This window comes from Candidatus Palauibacter polyketidifaciens (assembly GCF_947581785.1).
In the GTDB taxonomy this organism is placed as follows: domain Bacteria; phylum Gemmatimonadota; class Gemmatimonadetes; order Palauibacterales; family Palauibacteraceae; genus Palauibacter; species Palauibacter polyketidifaciens.
The window spans coordinates 63,784-80,214 of sequence record NZ_CANPVO010000020.1; the positions used below are offsets into that span (position 1 = coordinate 63,784).

Sequence of the window (16,431 nt, forward strand, 5' to 3'; positions counted from 1 at the left end):
GTCCACGCGCCGCAGTCGGTGGCCGGGCACACGAGCCGTACCCGGAACGGCGAATCGTCGGAGCGGGGGGCCCGGTGTTGCTCGACGCAGCGCACCATGCGGGCCTCGCACCGGGGGCAGTCCGGCTCGCCACCGGGACCGGCGTGTTTGCGGTCGCGCCGCTCGAGCGTCTGACCTGCCTCGAAATCGAGAAGCGGCCCCTTCTCCGGGGCCGACGGTGACGGATCATCCATGGCGAAACACGATATTCCGGCCGAGCCCGGATCGGCCAGCCCAGCCGCGGCGGGATCGGCCAGCCCGGCCGCCGCTGCCGCCGTAGCGGAGTCGGCGCTGCCGCTCGACGATCGCATCGACAAGTTGCGGCGCCAGTTTCCGATCCTCTCCCGCAAGACCTACCTCAACTCCAACTCCCTCGGCGCACTCTCTCTCCGCTCGGTGGAGGAGCGACGGCGCTTCGAGGACCTGTGGCACGAGATGGGGGCGGCCGCCTGGTATGAGATCTGGGTCGCCAAGCTCGAGGAAGTCCGGGAGCAGTTCGGGCGGACCATCAAAGCCGAGGCAGACACGATCGCGCTGATGTCGAGCGTTTCCGCGGCCGTCTCCGTCGTTTGGGGGGCCATCGCGGCCAGCCTCAGGGGCACCGGCCGCGACAAGGTCGTGCTCACCGAACTCGACTTCCCGACCGTCGGCCACCACTTCCTGTCCCAGCGGGCGAACGGTCTCGAAGTGAAGATCGTCCCGAGCCCCGACGGGATTCACGTCCCCCTCGAATCGATTCGAGCCGCCGTGGACGAACGCACCGCGCTGCTCGCGACGTCCCACGTCTTCTTCACGAGCGGCAACACGCAGGACGCGGCCGAACTCACGCGGATCGCGCACGATGCCGGTGCGTTCATTTTGTTGGACGCATATCAATCAAATGGACAACTTGCGATCGACGCGGGGGCGCTGGGGGTGGACTTCCTCGTCGGCGGAGCGCTCAAGTGGCTCTGCGGCGGGCCGGGCATGGCCTATCTCCATGTGAACCCGGGGGTTCGTCTCGATCCGGTCACGCTCTCGTGGTTCGGTGTTGAAAACCAGTTTCTTTTCGACATCCGCGATGCGACCCCTCGAGCGGACGCCAGGCGCTTCGAGCTGGGGACCCCCGCCGCGGGCGTCGCCTACACGGCTGCGGGAGGCCTGTCCATCGTTCTCGAGTATGGGATTCGGGCCATTCAACAGCGTAACCGGCTCCTGGCGAATGACTTGCGGGAGAGGCTGTCGGATCTCGGCTACAGGCTCCACCAGGCGTCGGATCCGGCGGCGCGATCCGCCCTCGTCCTCGTCGAGCATGACGGCGATGCGGCCGCCGCCGTGCGTCATCTGGCCGCGCGCGACGTAGTTGTCGACCATCGCGGCCCTCTCGTTCGATTCTCCCCCCATTTCTACAACACGCTCGAGGACAACGAACGCGCCGTGGCGGCGCTGGCTGAGATCTGAGGGTAAAGCGATAGAGTAAAGGATATACGACCGGGACCGGTCGAGCGTTTGGCCCGTAGCTGAGAAGGAGGAAACCGATGGAAGACCTCACGCGGGCAGTGGAAGTGTTCGTGTCGATCAACCTCATCGTCCTGGGGGTCTCATACCTCCTCCAGCCGGATGCCTGGAAGGCGTTCCTGGAGCACCTGCAGTCGAAAGGGACGGCCGGCAGCCTGACCGTCGCGTTCCTCGCCATGGCGATCGGATCCTTCATCGTCGCCTTCCACAACGTGTGGGGTGGCGTGCCGACGATCCTCACCGTCTACGGCTGGTTGGCGCTGGCGAAGGGCGCGTGCTACGCCCTGCTGCCCGGACTCGCTCTGAAGGGAATGGAGACGGGGCTCCGGATGGGCGCCGGCCTGTGGCGGGCCGGCGGCGTGCTGGTCGCGGCGATCGGTGTCGTCGTCCTGCAACACGCCCTGCAGGGGTAGGAAGACGCGCTGCCGGGGTTGAGAAACGCTCTGCGGGGGTAGCGGTCGGACGGCTCGACTTCCGCCGGAAGCCGCCCGTCAAGCCAGGGTGGCGTGGGCGGACATCGCGAGGGCGCCCGTTTCGTCGAGCGCCCTCAGATTCGCGCGGTCCCCCTCGCGTCTCCCCTGGAGGGCGATCGTCCGGTCGACGAACATCGGCCGGCGGGCCCGGAAGTTCAGCGTCCGCAGCGGCCGCCCGGAGCGCCGGACCGCGAGATCCGCGAGGAGCAGCGCCGTGAGCGGGCCGTGCACGACGAGATCCGGGTACATCTCGACGTCGCGCGCGTAGTCCCGATCGTAGTGGATGCGGTGCGCGTTGAAGGTGAGCGCGGAAAACCGGAACAGCATGGCTGCGTTCGGCGTCACCGACTCCGACCACTCCATCTCGTCCTCCGGGGCCGAACGCTCCGGCAGCACCAGCGGCTCCGTGGGCCGCTCGAGGAAGACCAGGTCCTGTTCCTCGACGATCTCCCCGTCGCTCCCCGAGATCCGGTGTTCGACCGTTACAAGGACGAGCGGGCCGCTCCGGCCGGTCTTGGGCGTGACCGACACGATCGTCGAGCGACGGCGGAGCCCGTCTCCGACGCGCACGGTCCCCTCGAATTTCAGGCGGCCGCCCGCCCACATGCGGCGGGAGAAAGGCAGCGCCGGCAGGAAGTCGCCGCGTTTCTGGTGGCCGTCGACGTCGAGTTGGCCGCCCGGCGCCAGTTCCCGGCAGTACATCCAGTGGAACAGCGGCGGGAGGGGGTCTCCCTCGTCCAGGGCCGACGGGTCGCGGTCGAGCGTGGCCAGCATCGCGCCCGCGAGCGCGGCGGAGGCCCGGTCGGCGACCTCCTCCGTGCGCCCGATGCCGCGCGCGTCGCCCTCCGTGGCCGCTCCCGGCTCCTCCATACCCGCTCCCCGCTCCCGCATGGCCGCTCCCCGCTTCAGAAAGACTTCGGGAGACCCAGGACGTGGGTCGCCACGTGGGAGAGAATCAGGTTCGTGGAGATCGGCGCGATCTGATACAGGCGCGTCTCGCGGAACTTGCGCTCGATGTCGTACTCGGTGGAGAAGGCGAAGCCCCCGTACGTCTGCATGCACATGTCGGCCGCGGCCCACGAGGCGTCCGATGCGAGGTACTTGGCCATGTTCGCCTCTGCGCCGCACGGCGCGCCGTCGTCGAACAGCGACGCCGCCCGCTCGACCATGAGCGCCGCCGCCTCCGTCTTCATGTGGGCTTCGGCGATGGGAAACTGGATGCCCTGGTTCTGCCCGATGGGGCGCCCGAACACCTCGCGGTCCTTCGCGTATTCCGCCGCATGCTCCACGAAGAACCGCGCGTCCCCGACGCACTCCGCCGCGATGAGCACGCGCTCCGCGTTCAGCCCATCGAGGATGTAGCGGAAGCCCTTCCCCTCCTCGCCGATGAGGTTCGCCGCGGGCACGCGCAGTCCATCGAAGAACACCTCGGTGGTGGAGTGGTTGATCATCGTCTCGATGGGCCGGATCGTGACGGACCTTCCGACTTCGTCCCGCAGGTCGACCAGGAAGACGGACATCCCGGCCGTGGGCTTCACGCTCTCCTCGCGGGGCGTCGTGCGCGCGAGGAGGAGCATCAGGTCGGAGTGTTCGGAGCGGGAGATCCAGGTCTTCTGCCCGTGGATCACATACGCGTCGCCATCACGCTCGGCCGTCGTCTCGATCCGGGTCGTGTCCGTGCCGCAGGTCGGCTCGCTCACGCCGAAGGCCTGAAGCCGCAACTCTCCCGCCGCGATCCGGGGCAGGTAGCGCCGCTTCTGCGCCTCGCTGCCGTGCCTGAGCAGGGTGCCCATGATGTACATCTGGGCGTGACAGGCGGCCCCGTTGCAACCGGTACGCTGGATCATCTCGAGGATGACGCACGCCGCCCTGAGGTCGAGGCCGGCGCCGCCGTATTCCTCGGGGATGAGCGCCGCGAGATATCCGGCCTCCGTCAGCGCCTCGATGAACGCCGTCGGGTAGGCGCTTTCGCGGTCCCGGTCGCGCCAGTACTCGCCCGGAAAGCGCTCGCACAGGCTGCGAACGCCCGCCCGGATCGCCTCGTAACCGTATTCGGAACTCGTGAACACCTGGGCCGGTTTCCATCCGGGTTTCGTCGATCGAAGGGACGGAACGGAGGGTACGGGTTGCCGGCGGCCGCCGCGATGGCTCCCGCCGATGGCTCCGGGCGGAACGGGGCGGCATATTGTTCGACGTGAGCACAGTGGACGACCCGGACATCTCGCCGCATCGCGACTCCGATGGCGCCGATTGGGGGGAGCAGGTATTCCGATCGCTCCCGGGCCTCGGCATCCGTCACGTCGCCACGGTCCCGGACGCCGGCCTCGGGAGGTTTCTCGAACTGTGCGACGCGGACCCCGCGATCCGACTCATCACGCTCACGACGGAGGAAGAGGGGATCGCCCTCGCCTGCGGGACGTGGCTCGGCGGCGAACTCGCGGCCGTCGCCATGCAGTCGAGCGGGGTCGGCAACGTCGTGAACATGCTCGGACTCCCGAGCGTGTGCCGGATTCCATGTCTCCTTCTCGTGTCCATGCGCGGCGAAGCCGAGGAGCGGAACCCGTGGCAGGTCCCCGTGGGACGCGCGGTGCCCGACCTCCTCGCCGCCCTCGGTGTGGACGCCTTCCGTCCGGAGTCCGCCTCCGGGGTGGCGCCGGCGTTCGCGGAGGCCGCCGCGCGGGCGGAGAAGACCGGACGAGCTGCCGCGGTGCTCGTCAGCCAGCACATCATCGGCGCCAAGTCGTTCACGGACGGAGACTGATGAGGGACACGAGACTGGACCGGCGCGCGCTCGTTGCGGAAATCCTGGACCGGCGCGGCGACGCGGCCGTCGTCGCGGGACTCGGTTCCCCGGCGTGGGATTGTCACGCGGCGGGCGACTCGCCGCTGAACTTCTACTTCTGGGGCGCGATGGGCGGGGCCGCGATGCTGGGGCTCGGCGTCGCCCTCGCGCAGCCGGCCCGGCGGGTACTTGTGGTCACCGGGGACGCGGAGATGCTGATGGGAGTGGGGAGCCTCGCCGCGATCGCCGCCCAGGCCCCCTCCAACCTCGCCCTCCTCGTGCTCGATAACGAGGCGTTCGGCGAGACGGGACGGCAGGCGGGACTCACCGGGAGAAACACGGACATCGCCGCGATCGCGCGCGGCGCCGGCATCGACGCCGCCTTCACGGTCGGTGGCGAAAACGATGAGGGGGCCGCGGGGACGGACTTCGACGCGCTGGCGGATACCCTGTTCGCGACGGAAGGCCCGGTTCTGTGCGTCGCGAAGATCGCGCTCAGCGCCGAATCGGGCTCATTTCCGCCGCGGGATGGTGCCCTGCTTCAGGCCCGTTTCCGGGCCGCGCTTGCCGGCGACTGAGCGCCGGCGCGGCGGTCAGGACTTCAGGAGGCTGGAAGGGTCGTAGCCCGTGCCCCGCAGGATGCGCTCCACGGCCTCGCCGAGCTTCGAGTTCGGCGTGGAGGCGCCCGCCGTGATGCCGATGCTGATGTTGCCGTCCGGCAGCCATGCGCCTTCCGTCACCGTCTCATCGGTTCCGATCCGCTTGTGGCTGATGCGTCCCCGCACGGTGTCGATGCAGGCGGCGTCCTCGATGTGATACGTCGTCGTGTACAGCCCGCAGAGGTACGCGAGCTGGTTCGTGTTCGAGGAGTTGTAGCCTCCGATCACGACCATGAGGTCCGGCGGATCCTCCATCATCTCCTTCACGGCGTCCTGCCGCTTCTGCGTGGCCGAGCAGATCGTGTCGAAGCTGCGGAACCGGTCCGTCATCTCCTCCGGCCCCCAGCGATCCACGATCGCCTCGCCGAGCTGCGCCGCGATCGCCAACGACTCGGAGGCCAGCATCGTCGTCTGGTTGGCGACACCGATCTTTTTGAGATGGAGGTCGGGATCGAACCCGTCGGACACCGATTCCGCGAACGACTCCATGAAGGAAGCCCGTTCCCCTTCTCCGCGGATGTACGCGCAGACGAGCTGGGCCTGCTCCATGTCGCGGACGATGAGGAACTTCCCGTTTTCGTGCTTCAGGACCTGGGAACTCGTCGCCCGCGTCTCCTCGTGCCAGTGCTTGCCGTGGATGATCGAGGTGAACCCATCGCGGGCGTAGCCGTCCACCCGCTTCCACACGTTGAGGACCGAGCCGCACGTCGTGTCGACGAGAATGCAGTCGAGGGCCCGCAACGCCTCGAAATCGTGCAGCGTCACACCGAAGGCCGGAATGATCACGACATCGTCCTCGGTGACGCCGCCGAAGTCGAACTCCCCGTCGTCGGACGGATAGAGGAATTCGATCTCCATCTCCTGGAGCCGGCGGTTCACGTGCGGGTTGTGGATGATCTCGCCCACGAGCAGGATCCGCCGATCCGGGAACTTGCGGCGCGACTCGTATGCGTAGTCCACCGCACGGTCCACGCCGTAGCAGAAACCGGAACTCTTCGCGAGACGCAGGAGGATTCGCCCGGCCTGAAGCTCGAAGTCCCGCTCCCTGATGAGGGAGACGATGGCGCTCCCGTACTCGAAATCGATCACCGGCTGGATCTCCTTCTTCAGACCCAGCCCGCGCCGGTAATAGCGTTCCTCCGCGGTCGACGCCTTGCGACCGCCCGCACTCAGTGTCTGTTTCGTCATACCCTGAAGATGGCAAAGTCCCGCGCGGCTGCCAAGCAAGCGGCGTTGGCTGCCGTCTTGACGCACACCGCCCGCATCGGCAGACCTCTACGGGCGTCGTTGCGCCAGATCGGCGGATGCAGGGGTCCGGCCGGTGAAACCGGCGGGCCCGAAACCTGCACCGGAAGACGCGAACCCGACGGGCGCACGCACGTCGCGCGAGGACCTGGAAGCTACGCGAGCATGAGCGAAGAAAACGGACGCAAGGATCAGGCTGAAGCGCTGCCCGCCGAAAACGGCGGCGTTATGGTCGAGATGAAGGTCGCCGAGGTGGAGGGCGCCGAAGCCGCAGCCCCCGCCGAAGAGACGGAACCCGGGCGCAAGAGCGACTCGAAGCGCCTGCGGCTGCCCGTGCTCCCCCTCAGGGGTACGGTCGTCTTCCCCGCCGTGGCCGCGCCGATCGCCGCGGGCCGGGACAAGACCATGAAGGCCATCGACCGGGCGATCGCGGGGGAGAAGCTGCTCTTCGCCGTCGCCCAGCTCGATGCCGAAATCGAGAGGCCGGACCCCGAGCACCTTTACCGCATCGGGACCGTGTGCCGAATCGCGCAGATGCAGAAGGTGCCCGGCGGCATCCAGATGGTCATCCAGGGAGACACCCGCGCCGCCGCCCTCGAGTACGCCGAGCGCGACGGATACCTCGAGGTCGTCGCGCGGGAGATGGACGACATGGATCCGCTCGACCCCGAAGAGCGGGCCTTCGCGGCTCTCTACAAGGAGGTCCATGAGAGATCCGCGGAAGTCAGCCGGCTGCGCGGCGTCCCGAAGGAGATCGTCGACCACCTCCTGGGCGGGGTGTCGACGCCCGGCGAACTCGCCGATCTCGTCGCCTTCTACACGGAGCTCGAGGTCGAGGAGAAGCAGGAACTCCTCGAGACCCTCTCCGTCGAGGCGCGGCTGCGCTCGCTGCTCGTGCACCTGCAGAAGCAGATCGGCCTGCTGGAGGCGCAGGAGGAGATCCGCGAGCAGGTCCAGGAAGAGCTGGGGGAGAGGCAGCGCGAGATCTTCCTGCGCGAGCAGATGAAGGCGATCCAGAAGGAGCTGGGCGAGGACATCGACTCCCAGGAGGCGAACGACCTCCGCGAGCGCATCGAGGCGCTCGAGTTGCCGGAGGAGGCGCGCCAGGAAGTCGACCGCGAGCTTCGGCGTCTCGAGCGCATCCCGCGCGAGTCCGCGGAGGCTCAGGTCGTGCGGACCTATCTGGAGATCGTCGCGGACCTCCCCTGGTCCGAGACGACCGAGGAACAACTGGACATCCCCCGGGCCGAAGAGGTCCTGGAACGGGATCACTACGGACTTCAAGATGTGAAGGACCGGGTGCTCGACTTTCTGGCGGTGCGGAAGCTCCAGGAAGAGACGCGGTTGCGCGAAGCTCGCGAGCTGGAGGCCGAAAGCGGATCGGAGGCGGCGGACGACGCGGAGCCGGACGGCGACGTCGAGGCGAGCGGCGACGCGGAGAGCGGGGCGTCGGGGAACGGCGACGCGGAGGGCGAGGCGGATGGGACAGCCTCCGATGGGGGGGAATCCGACGAGGCGGAGGCCGACCCGGTACCGGGATACGAGGACGACCGCGCGGGGGAGACGCTGCTCTTCGTCGGGCCGCCGGGCGTGGGCAAGACCTCCATCGCCCGTTCCATCGCCGACGCCATGGGCCGCAAGTACGTCCGCGTGTCGCTCGGCGGCGCGCGCGACGAGGCGGATATCCGCGGACACCGGCGCACGTACGTGGGCGCGATGGCCGGCCGCATCATCGAGGGACTGAAGCGTGCGGGCACGAAGAACCCCGTGTTCCTCCTGGATGAGATCGACAAGCTGGGCGTGTCCTTCCAGGGCGACCCCTCGGCCGCGCTGATGGAGGTGCTCGATCCGGCGCAGAACGAGGCGTTCGTGGACCACTACCTCGGGGTGCCCTTCGATCTCTCCGAGGTGCTGTTCATCGCCACGGCGAACGTCTTCGAGCAGATCCCCGGACCGCTGCGCGACCGAATGGAGGCGATCGAGTTCCGCGGCTACACGGAAGCCGAGAAGCTCGAGATCGCGCGCCGTTTCCTCCTGCCCCGGCAGAAGCGACGGAACGGCCTGCTCCCGGAGCAGGTCGAGGTCGACGAGGGCGCGATTCGGGCGATCATCACCCGCTACACGCGCGAGGCCGGCGTGCGGCAGCTCGAACGCGAACTCGGTTCGGTCTGCCGGAAGTCCGCGCGAAAGATCGCGACGGGATCCTCGGAGGCGACCGTGGACGCGGACGACCTGCGCGAACTGCTGGGCCGGCCGAAGGTGCATGCCGCCGAAAAGATGGAGGAGGACGCGGTCGGCGTGGCGACGGGCATGTTCTACACGCCCGTGGGCGGGGACATCATGCTCGTCGAGACCCGGGTCCTGAAGGGCAAGGAGGGGCTCGTCCTCACGGGGCAGCTCGGCGACGTCATGAAGGAGAGCGCGCAGGCCGCCCTCACCTTCGCGCGCAGCCACGCGAACGGGCTCGATCTCACGGAGGAACGGCTACGGGATCACGAGATTCACATCCATGTCCCGGCCGGAGCCATCCCCAAGGAGGGCCCGTCGGCGGGCATCGCCATGGCGGTGGCGCTCGTGAGCGCCCTTGGCGACCACCCCGTGCGGCACGATGTCGCGATGACGGGCGAGATCACGCTGTCCGGCCGCGTGCTCCCGATCGGCGGCGTGAAGGAGAAGGTGCTCGGGGCCGCGCGCGCGGGGATCAACGAGATCATCCTCCCGGCGATCAACGAGGGCGACCTGGAGGATCTCCCGGATCACGTGTGCGAGCAGCTCGAGTTCCACCTCGTGGAAACGCTCGACGAAGCGCTCGCCGCGGCGCTCGCCAACGGCTCGCTCGAAGGAGGGGCGCTCGCCTTTGCGGAGTAGCGGGCGGGACGCCTCCGGCTAGGCGTCCGCCTCCGATCCCGCCACGTATCCGACGATGTCCTCGATCGCGTCAAGCATGATGTGTGGGCGTTCGATCACCAGTTCCCGCTCCGAGAACGGCCCCCAGAGCGCGGCGACCGTCGTCACGCCGGCCGCGTGTCCCGCCCGCATGTCCCACACCGAGTCGCCCACGTAGGCGGCGGTCTCGGCGGCGGCGTCCAGCCGCTCCAGCGCGAGGCGGATGGGGGCCGGGTCGGGCTTGTGCGGCACGGGCTCATCGGACGTGACGATTACGTCGAACAGCGCCTGATCCAGCGCGCACGCCGCCAGGCTGCGGGCGGTTCCGGCGCTCGCCTTGCTCGTGACCACGCCCACGCGCACACCCCTTTCCCGGAGTTGAACGAGCGTCTCGGCGACACACGGAAAGGAACGGATAAGCCGTTCGTGTTCCCGGAAGTTGTGGTCGATGTAGGTGTCGACCATGGCCTGAACTTCCTCGGCCGAGTCCACGAGATAGCCGAGTTGGGTCCGCAGCGGCTGGCCCAGCGTCCTCAGCCACACTTCGTCGGGGGGCGGGTCCTCGAAGTGGGTCCTCATCGTATGGCGCCAGGACTCGGCGATGAGGTGGGTCGAGTCCACGAGCGTCCCGTCGAGGTCGAAGAGGATCGTTTCCAGCGGGCGGCGCGGTGACATGGGGAGCGAGGGTGCCGACCCGCGGGCGTAGCGTCAACCCCCGCAGCCGATGGCTTTGCCACGCGCTGCCGCAGCGCCGATAATCGGGCCATGGACGAGAGGAAGACTGTAACCGGCGACGACGATGCCGGGACGACCGCACCACGCGCGGGCGGAGCGGGAGAGATCAGGAAGATCGCGATCAACACCGGCGGGGGCGACGCGCCGGGGCTGAACGCGGTGATCCGGGCCATCGTGCTGAGCGCCCGCCGCCGCGGCTGGAGCGTGGTGGGCATCGAGAACGGCTACGGGGGCCTGCTGCCCGACGATCCCGGGCGGGTGATTCCGCTGGGGGCCGACGAGGTGCGGGGGATCACGCACCGTGGCGGGACGATTCTGGGCACGACGAACCGTTCCGATCCGTTCGCGTGGCCGGTGCGCCTGCCGGACGGTTCGATCGAGGCGCAGGACCGGTCCGGAGAGATTATCGAGAGCCTCCGGGAGCATGGCATCGACGCGTTGATCGCGATCGGCGGGGACGGCAGTCTCGACCTCGCACACCGGCTGTCGAAGCGCGGGCTCCCGGTAGTCGGCGTGCCGAAGACGATCGACAACGACCTCTGCGGAACGAGCCTTACGTTCGGGTTCCTCACTGCGGTGGCGACGGCAACCGACGCGATCGGGAAGCTTCACTCCACGGCGGAGAGCCACCGCCGCGTCATGGTGGTGGAGGTGATGGGACGGGACGCCGGCTGGATCGCGCTCTACAGCGGGCTGGCCGGCTCGGCCGACGTCATCCTCATCCCCGAGATCCCCTTCGACATCGAGAGAGTGTGCGACAAGATCCGCGAGCGTGAGGCCGCGGGGCGCGAATTCAGCATCGTCTGCGTGGCGGAGGGCGCAAAGCCCGCCGGAGGCGAGATGGTGACGAAGACCGTCCACGGCGGGGGAGACGACCAGGAGCGGCTGGGCGGGCTGGGCGACCTGGTGGCGCGCGAGATTGCCCGGCGCACGGGGAAGGAGACGCGATCGCTGACGCTGGGGCATCTGCAGCGCGGCGGCCAGCCGACCTCCTACGACCGCGTCATCTCGCTGCGCTTCGGCGCCGCCGCCGTGCGGTGCGTGGCCCGCGGCCGATTCGGGACGATGGTCGCACTCGATCCGCCGCACGTGCGGGCGATCCCGCTCGGCGAAGCGCTCGCCAATCTCAAGCTGGTGCCGGTGGACGGCGACATCGTGATGACCGCCCAGGCGATCGGGGTCAGCCTCGGCGACTGACCCCGAAGCCGGCGTACGCGGTCGCCTCCCACGCAACTGTGCATCGGGGGGTGCAGATTGTCATTTCGATTGACAATCTGCACCCCCTTTTCGAGGGTTCGTCAGTCTAGCGCGTGGCGGCGGCGTAGCGGGCGGACACTGCGGCCCAGTCCACCACGTCCCAGAAGGCGGCAAGGTAATCCGCCCGGCGGTTCTGGTAGTTCAGGTAGTACGCGTGCTCCCACACGTCCACGCCCAGGAGCGGCGTGTCTCCCTGCATCAGCGGGCTGTCCTGGTTCGCGGTCGAGTAGACGGAGAGTTCGCCGCCGCTCCCGGCCACGAGCCACGCCCAGCCGCTGCCGAAGCGGGTGAGCCCTGCCTGCTGGAAGGCCGCCTTGAAGTCGTCGAAGGAGCCGTAGGCGCCGTCAATCGCGGCCGCGAGGTCGCCCGAGGGGGCCCCGCCGCCGTCCGGAGACATGGACGTCCAGAACAGCGAGTGGTTCGAATGGCCGCCGCCGTGGTTTCGCACCGCCCCGCGGATCGATTCGGGGACGTTGTCGATGCCGCGCAGCAGGGCCTCCAGCGACAGGCTCGCGAGGTCGTCGTGACCCTTGAGGGCGCCGTTCAGCATGTTCACGTACACCTGGTGATGCTTGCCGTGGTGGATCTCCATCGTGCGTGCGTCGATCGTCGGTTCGAGCGCATCGTGGGCGTACGGCAGGTCGGGCAAGGCGTGCATCCTACCTCCTCGGAATCAAGAGGCCCCGGTCGGGGGCCATCGTGACGAATGCCGGTGTTTCAGAACGCTTCGGCAAGGTATGCGCGGGGTGGGGACCGTGACCAGCCGTCCGCCGGCGGCGGGCCGTGACCAGCCGCCCCGCCGCGGCGGGCCGTGACCCCCTTCCCATCCGTCTCGTCTATCTCCTGTCCAATCGCTTCACCCATGAAGGGAGGGATCGCGGTGGCGGGAAGGTGTCGTGCCCCAGTGGCGGGGCTGCTCATGCTGGCGGCCGTGGGTTGCGCGGAAGAGCGGGGCATCATCGGACCGCCGCTGCCCGATCCCCCCTTCGATCCGGAGCTGGCGGCGAACTCCATCTACTCGCTCCGGTACGCCGCGGACAACGCGATCGTGGCGCAGGTGCGGACGATCGCCGAGGTGCTCGGGCTTGCCGAACCCCGGGGGAATCGGGTGGCCCACTCCGAGCTCCGCGACTCGTCGGATCGTGTCGATCTCCTCCGCACGCTTGAGCCGCGTTCGCTCGAACGCGCGGTGGCGAACGTTGCCGCGAGTCGCGCATCTGGCGCGAAGACGCCGCTCTTCCCGATCAACTTTCTCGGCAAGGAGTTCATCTTCGACGCGTCCATCGACGCGTATGTGGAGTACGGGGACGGCGGTCCGGAAAACGGGGTCCGGTTCGAGCTGTATGTTGTCGACCTTTCCTCCGGCCTCCCCGCGCTTCCGCTGCAGCCGTTCGGATTCGTGGATCTCACGGACGAGAGCGACGCGGTATCCGCGCGGCTGCGGATGCGGGCCTTCGATACGAGCGGGGGCGGGACCCGGCGCGTCGCGGACTACCTCGTGGACGGCGCCTTCGCATCCGACGCGAACGGGGTGTCCGTGAGCCTGCTCGCCGAAGGCTTCGCGGAAGACCAGAACGGGCGCTTCGACTTCGAACTCGACGAGTTGCTGGAGTTCGATGACGCAGCCGGCATGACGTATGTCACGTCGAAACACCGGGTGCTCTCGGCCGAGGGGACGGAGGTACGATTGCAGGTCGGTGGCGGCCTGTCCGCGGACGGGTCGCACGCGGATCTCCGCTTCCGCATGGACCTCGATGGCTCGGCCGGGCGTACGCTCGTCGACCTCGCCGTCGTGAACGGGGCGCAGAACGGGGAGATCCGCCAGGCGGGGCGCGTGGAAGCTCTCGTGGAGGGCACCGTCGAAGCGCCCGTCTTCATCGACGCCGCGGGACGGGGCTTCACCAGCTCCGAACTTGCGGCCCTCGATGAGATCCTGTTCGGCATGGACGACGTTCTCGCGTTCGCCGGCGAGGCCTACGTTCCGCTCGCCGACCTTTTCGCCTACTGAGCCGTCAGCTCTTCAGGCGGCGGCGATCTCGTTGAGGGCGCGGCGGACGAGCACCGGGATCATGGCGCGGCGCCATTCCGGGTCGACGGTAATGTTGGAGAGCGGGTGACACTGGCGGAACGCCTGCTCGGCCACGGCCTCGATCACGCTCGCGCCGAGGCGGTTCCCCACGGCGGCATCCTCGACCTTCCCGACGTGGCGGGGATAGGCGCCCATCGCTGAGACGACGAGGCGGAAATCGGACACACGACCATCGTCGTCGCGCCCGACGCGCACCGCCAGGTTGGCCAGCGGGAAATCGATGGCCGCGCGGGGCCGGAGTTTCTGAAACGCGATCTGCGTGCCTGCGGGCGGCCGCGGAACACGGATCGCGACGACGAGTTCGCTCCTCCCGATGGACCGGTTCCAGATTCCGTCGGAAGTGAAGAACTGCCGTATCGGCACGTCGCGCGTCCCGTCCCCGTCAGCGACCTCGAGGACCGCATCGAGCACCGCGAGCACGGGGGGCGTATCCGCCGAGTGCGCCGCGACGCAGCGGGTCCCGCCCTTCACGACGTGGCAGAGGGCGCCGTCCTTCTTCAGGCAGTAGCCGAGCGCCTTCCGCCAGAACTTCGTCTGGTTGTAGTACGCGCACCGCGTGTCGAGACAGACGTTGCCGCCGATCGTGCCGACGCGCCGCAACTGCGGACCCGACACGAGTTCGGCGGCTCGGGCCAGGCTGGGGACCTGCGCGAGGATCTCCGGGTGGGTCGCGACCGACGTCAGCGTCTCCGCCGCCCCGATGCGGATCTCGTCCGCGGTGGAGGCGATCCCGCGCATCTCCCGCACGCGGCTGAGGGCGACGAGGTGGCCGGGCGTGAACAGCCCGTGCTTCATGTTGGGGACAAGGTCGGTCCCGCCGGCGATGGGCATCGCATCGTCGCCATGGGTGGCGAGCAGCGACAGCGCCTCGTCGAGCGCGCGCGGCATGTGGTATTCGTACGGATGAAGCCTGAGCATGTCCGGCAAACTATGGTATGGGTCGGATGGCGCTCAAATGGGCCGGATGGCGCGAACCCGAATCCCGAGACCGGAGGAGAGGTGGACCCCGATTCGTTGAGAGATTTCGCGGCGGAACTGGCCGAGGAGTCGGGCCGGGCGATCGCGGGCATGTTCCGCCATCCCGACCTGGCCGTGGAGTCCAAGACGGACGAGTCGCCCGTCACCGTGGCGGACCGCTACGCCGAGACGCTCCTGCGCGATCGGATTCTGGAGCGCTTTCCCGACCATGGGATCGTCGGGGAAGAGTTCGGCCGCCAGAACGATGACGCCGAGTACGTGTGGGTGCTGGACCCGATCGACGGGACGATCTCCTTCGTCGCGGGCGTCCCCCTGTTCGGGACGCTCATCGGGCTGCTGCGCGACGGGGAGCCGATCCTGGGGGCGATCCACCAGCCGATCACGCGCGAACTCGCCATCGGTACCCCGTCGGGGACGACCTTCAACGGGGAGGCGGTGAGGGTCCGCGAAGACCGCTCGCTGTCGGAGGCGACGCTCCTGACGACGGATCCGGGCGCGGTCGGCCGGCACCGGAACCTCGCCGGGTTCGAGGCGCTGTGGTCGAGAACGGCGCTGTACCGGGGCTGGGGAGATTGTTACGGGTATCTCATGGTCGCGACGGGGCGGGCCGACATCATGCTCGATCCGATCATGCATCCGTGGGACATTGCTGCGCTGGTCCCGGTGATCAGGGGCGCGGGCGGCGTGATCACGACCTGGGAGGGGGACGATCCCATCGGCGGCGCGTCGACGGTCGCGGCCGCGCCGGCGCTCCACCGGGAGGTGATGGAAATCCTGAACCGAACTGGAACGTCATGACGGGAACAAAACGCTACCCGGCGGCGTTGGCCGCGCTCCTGGCCGGCCTCGCGGCGTGCGGCGGGCCGGGGTCGATCGTGGTCGACAACGCGAACATCATCGACGGCACGGGGGCCGTGTGGCCCACGGGGCGGCTCGTCGTGGCCGACGGCCTGGTGACGTGCGTGGGGGCGCAGGCCGATTGCGCCGAGCCGGCGGGCGTGGAAGTGCTCGACGCCGCCGGCTTCTGGGTGGTGCCGGGGCTGATCGATGTGAAGGAGGCCGCGGAGGTGCCGAGCAACGAGCAGACCGCTTACCTGGCCTTTCTGCTCGGCGTCACGACCGCGGCCATCCCGGAGATCGCGGAGGGGCCCGAGGGGGAGCCGCTGCCGCCGACGGGCAGCGATGACGCGCGTATTCCCGTGCCGCGGCCGGCGACGCCCGTCGACGAGCCGCCGTACCCGCTCGGTCTCTTCGGTCAGGCGCTCTCCGCCACGATCCCGCCCGACATCGGCGGGCCGCCCGGCCGCGAGGAGCGGGATCTTCAACTCTACGTGCGATCGCGGTCGACGCTGGCGGACCGCGAGGCGCTGGTGGACTCCGCGCGTGCGATGGGGGCTCGGGGCGCCGCGTTCGCGCCACGCCTCCTGGAGCAGGAGCGCTGGGCGGCGCCCTACCGGCTCCCGCACGGCATGAACCGGCTCGTCGAATTCGCGATGGTCGCGGAGCGCATTCAGGACCGGCTCCTTCCCGACCGAACGCCCGCCGAGGCCGAGCGGTTGAGTGCGGCGCTGGAGGTGCTCCGCGGGTTCGTGCGGGAGTTCCACGCCGCCGGAGGGTCCATCGCCACGGCGACGAGCGGCGCGCTCGCGCCGGGGCTGGCGCTGCACGAGGAGATGGATGCGCTCGTCGCGGCCGGGCTGACGCCGGAGGACGCGCTCTACGCCGGCACGCGCGAGGCGGCCCGCCACCTCGGACTCGAGGATTCGAGGGGTACGCTGGAGCCGGGAAAGC

Annotated in this window: 14 protein-coding genes and 1 pseudogene; 9 read left to right on the top strand and 6 right to left on the bottom strand. The window is 69.0% G+C overall.

The features are described 5' to 3' along the window. The first annotated feature begins 231 nt into the window (after positions 1–231). Together RN729_RS06555 and RN729_RS06560 are read left to right on the top strand one after the other, a co-directional pair. Positions 232–1,479: an aminotransferase class V-fold PLP-dependent enzyme gene (locus RN729_RS06555; RefSeq protein ID WP_310782915.1), complete on the top strand. Its 1,248-nt coding sequence runs from the start codon at positions 232–234 to the stop codon at positions 1,477–1,479. 77 nt (positions 1,480–1,556) lie between these two features. Further along, positions 1,557–1,949, top strand: coding sequence for a hypothetical protein (locus RN729_RS06560; RefSeq protein WP_310782917.1), 393 nt, complete (start codon positions 1,557–1,559; stop codon positions 1,947–1,949). A 78-nt stretch (positions 1,950–2,027) separates the two neighbouring features. Here RN729_RS06560 and RN729_RS06565 read toward each other — a convergent pair whose 3' ends face one another. Together RN729_RS06565 and RN729_RS06570 are read right to left on the bottom strand one after the other, a co-directional pair. Continuing rightward, positions 2,028–2,900 (bottom strand): MaoC family dehydratase N-terminal domain-containing protein, encoded by an 873-nt coding sequence (locus tag RN729_RS06565; RefSeq protein WP_310782919.1) that lies wholly within the window; start codon positions 2,898–2,900, stop codon positions 2,028–2,030. Positions 2,901–2,914: 14 nt separating this feature from the next. Then, positions 2,915–4,078: an acyl-CoA dehydrogenase family protein gene (locus RN729_RS06570; protein WP_310782921.1), complete on the bottom strand. Its 1,164-nt coding sequence runs from the start codon at positions 4,076–4,078 to the stop codon at positions 2,915–2,917. Positions 4,079–4,203: 125 nt separating this feature from the next. On the opposite strand from RN729_RS06570, the gene RN729_RS06575 reads away from it, so the two are divergent. Both RN729_RS06575 and RN729_RS06580 read left to right on the top strand, forming a co-directional pair. Continuing rightward, positions 4,204–4,770: a thiamine pyrophosphate-binding protein gene (locus RN729_RS06575; RefSeq protein WP_310782923.1), complete on the top strand. Its 567-nt coding sequence runs from the start codon at positions 4,204–4,206 to the stop codon at positions 4,768–4,770. Further along, on the top strand, positions 4,770–5,369 hold the full coding sequence (locus RN729_RS06580) for a thiamine pyrophosphate-dependent enzyme (RefSeq protein ID WP_310782925.1): 600 nt from the start codon (positions 4,770–4,772) through the stop codon (positions 5,367–5,369). Before RN729_RS06575 ends, RN729_RS06580 begins: the two co-directional genes overlap by 1 nt. Before the next feature lie 15 nt (positions 5,370–5,384). Here the strand turns inward: RN729_RS06580 and RN729_RS06585 are convergent, their stop codons facing one another. Further along, positions 5,385–6,638: a 4-hydroxy-3-methylbut-2-enyl diphosphate reductase gene (locus RN729_RS06585; RefSeq protein WP_310782926.1), complete on the bottom strand. Its 1,254-nt coding sequence runs from the start codon at positions 6,636–6,638 to the stop codon at positions 5,385–5,387. Between the two features lie 222 nt (positions 6,639–6,860). Here RN729_RS06585 and lon point away from each other — a divergent pair, with 222 nt between their 5' ends. Next, positions 6,861–9,563, top strand: coding sequence for an endopeptidase La (lon, locus tag RN729_RS06590; RefSeq protein WP_310782928.1), 2,703 nt, complete (start codon positions 6,861–6,863; stop codon positions 9,561–9,563). Between the two features lie 18 nt (positions 9,564–9,581). On the opposite strand, the gene RN729_RS06595 is transcribed toward lon, so the two are convergent. Then, a complete protein-coding gene (locus RN729_RS06595; protein ID WP_310782930.1) occupies positions 9,582–10,256 on the bottom strand; it encodes an HAD-IA family hydrolase in 675 nt (224 codons plus the stop codon). Between the two features lie 90 nt (positions 10,257–10,346). Here RN729_RS06595 and RN729_RS06600 point away from each other — a divergent pair, with 90 nt between their 5' ends. Further along, positions 10,347–11,513, top strand: a complete 1,167-nt coding sequence (locus RN729_RS06600) for an ATP-dependent 6-phosphofructokinase (RefSeq protein WP_310782932.1) — start codon at positions 10,347–10,349, stop codon at positions 11,511–11,513. Between the two features lie 106 nt (positions 11,514–11,619). Here RN729_RS06600 and RN729_RS06605 read toward each other — a convergent pair whose 3' ends face one another. Continuing rightward, on the bottom strand, positions 11,620–12,231 hold the full coding sequence (locus RN729_RS06605; protein ID WP_310782934.1) for a superoxide dismutase: 612 nt from the start codon (positions 12,229–12,231) through the stop codon (positions 11,620–11,622). A gap of 246 nt (positions 12,232–12,477) precedes the next feature. Between RN729_RS06605 and RN729_RS06610 the strand changes: the two genes are divergently transcribed. Continuing rightward, the gene (locus RN729_RS06610) at positions 12,478–13,581 is read left to right on the top strand and encodes a hypothetical protein (RefSeq protein ID WP_310782935.1); all 1,104 of its coding nucleotides are present in this window, start codon (positions 12,478–12,480) and stop codon (positions 13,579–13,581) included. A gap of 12 nt (positions 13,582–13,593) precedes the next feature. Here the strand turns inward: RN729_RS06610 and RN729_RS06615 are convergent, their stop codons facing one another. Then, complete coding sequence (locus tag RN729_RS06615; RefSeq protein ID WP_310782936.1) at positions 13,594–14,580, bottom strand: FAD binding domain-containing protein; 987 nt, start codon at positions 14,578–14,580, stop codon at positions 13,594–13,596. 81 nt (positions 14,581–14,661) lie between these two features. On the opposite strand from RN729_RS06615, the gene hisN reads away from it, so the two are divergent. Together hisN and RN729_RS06625 are read left to right on the top strand one after the other, a co-directional pair. Further along, complete coding sequence (hisN, locus tag RN729_RS06620) at positions 14,662–15,438, top strand: histidinol-phosphatase (protein ID WP_310782939.1); 777 nt, start codon at positions 14,662–14,664, stop codon at positions 15,436–15,438. Then, a pseudogene (locus RN729_RS06625) lies at positions 15,435–16,431 on the top strand (hypothetical protein); the annotation flags it as partial. The gene hisN and the pseudogene RN729_RS06625, both read left to right, overlap by 4 nt.

Coding starts and splice junctions, on each gene's coding strand:
- RN729_RS06605 (WP_310782934.1), bottom strand. CDS start 12,231: ATGCACGCCTTGCCCGACCTGCCGTACGCCCACGATGCGCTCGAACCG.
- RN729_RS06585 (WP_310782926.1), bottom strand. CDS start 6,638: ATGACGAAACAGACACTGAGTGCGGGCGGTCGCAAGGCGTCGACCGCG.
- RN729_RS06595 (WP_310782930.1), bottom strand. CDS start 10,256: ATGTCACCGCGCCGCCCGCTGGAAACGATCCTCTTCGACCTCGACGGG.
- RN729_RS06565 (WP_310782919.1), bottom strand. CDS start 2,900: ATGCGGGAGCGGGGAGCGGGTATGGAGGAGCCGGGAGCGGCCACGGAG.
- RN729_RS06615 (WP_310782936.1), bottom strand. CDS start 14,580: ATGCTCAGGCTTCATCCGTACGAATACCACATGCCGCGCGCGCTCGAC.
- RN729_RS06600 (WP_310782932.1), top strand. CDS start 10,347: ATGGACGAGAGGAAGACTGTAACCGGCGACGACGATGCCGGGACGACC.
- lon (WP_310782928.1), top strand. CDS start 6,861: ATGAGCGAAGAAAACGGACGCAAGGATCAGGCTGAAGCGCTGCCCGCC.
- RN729_RS06560 (WP_310782917.1), top strand. CDS start 1,557: ATGGAAGACCTCACGCGGGCAGTGGAAGTGTTCGTGTCGATCAACCTC.
- RN729_RS06555 (WP_310782915.1), top strand. CDS start 232: ATGGCGAAACACGATATTCCGGCCGAGCCCGGATCGGCCAGCCCAGCC.
- RN729_RS06580 (WP_310782925.1), top strand. CDS start 4,770: ATGAGGGACACGAGACTGGACCGGCGCGCGCTCGTTGCGGAAATCCTG.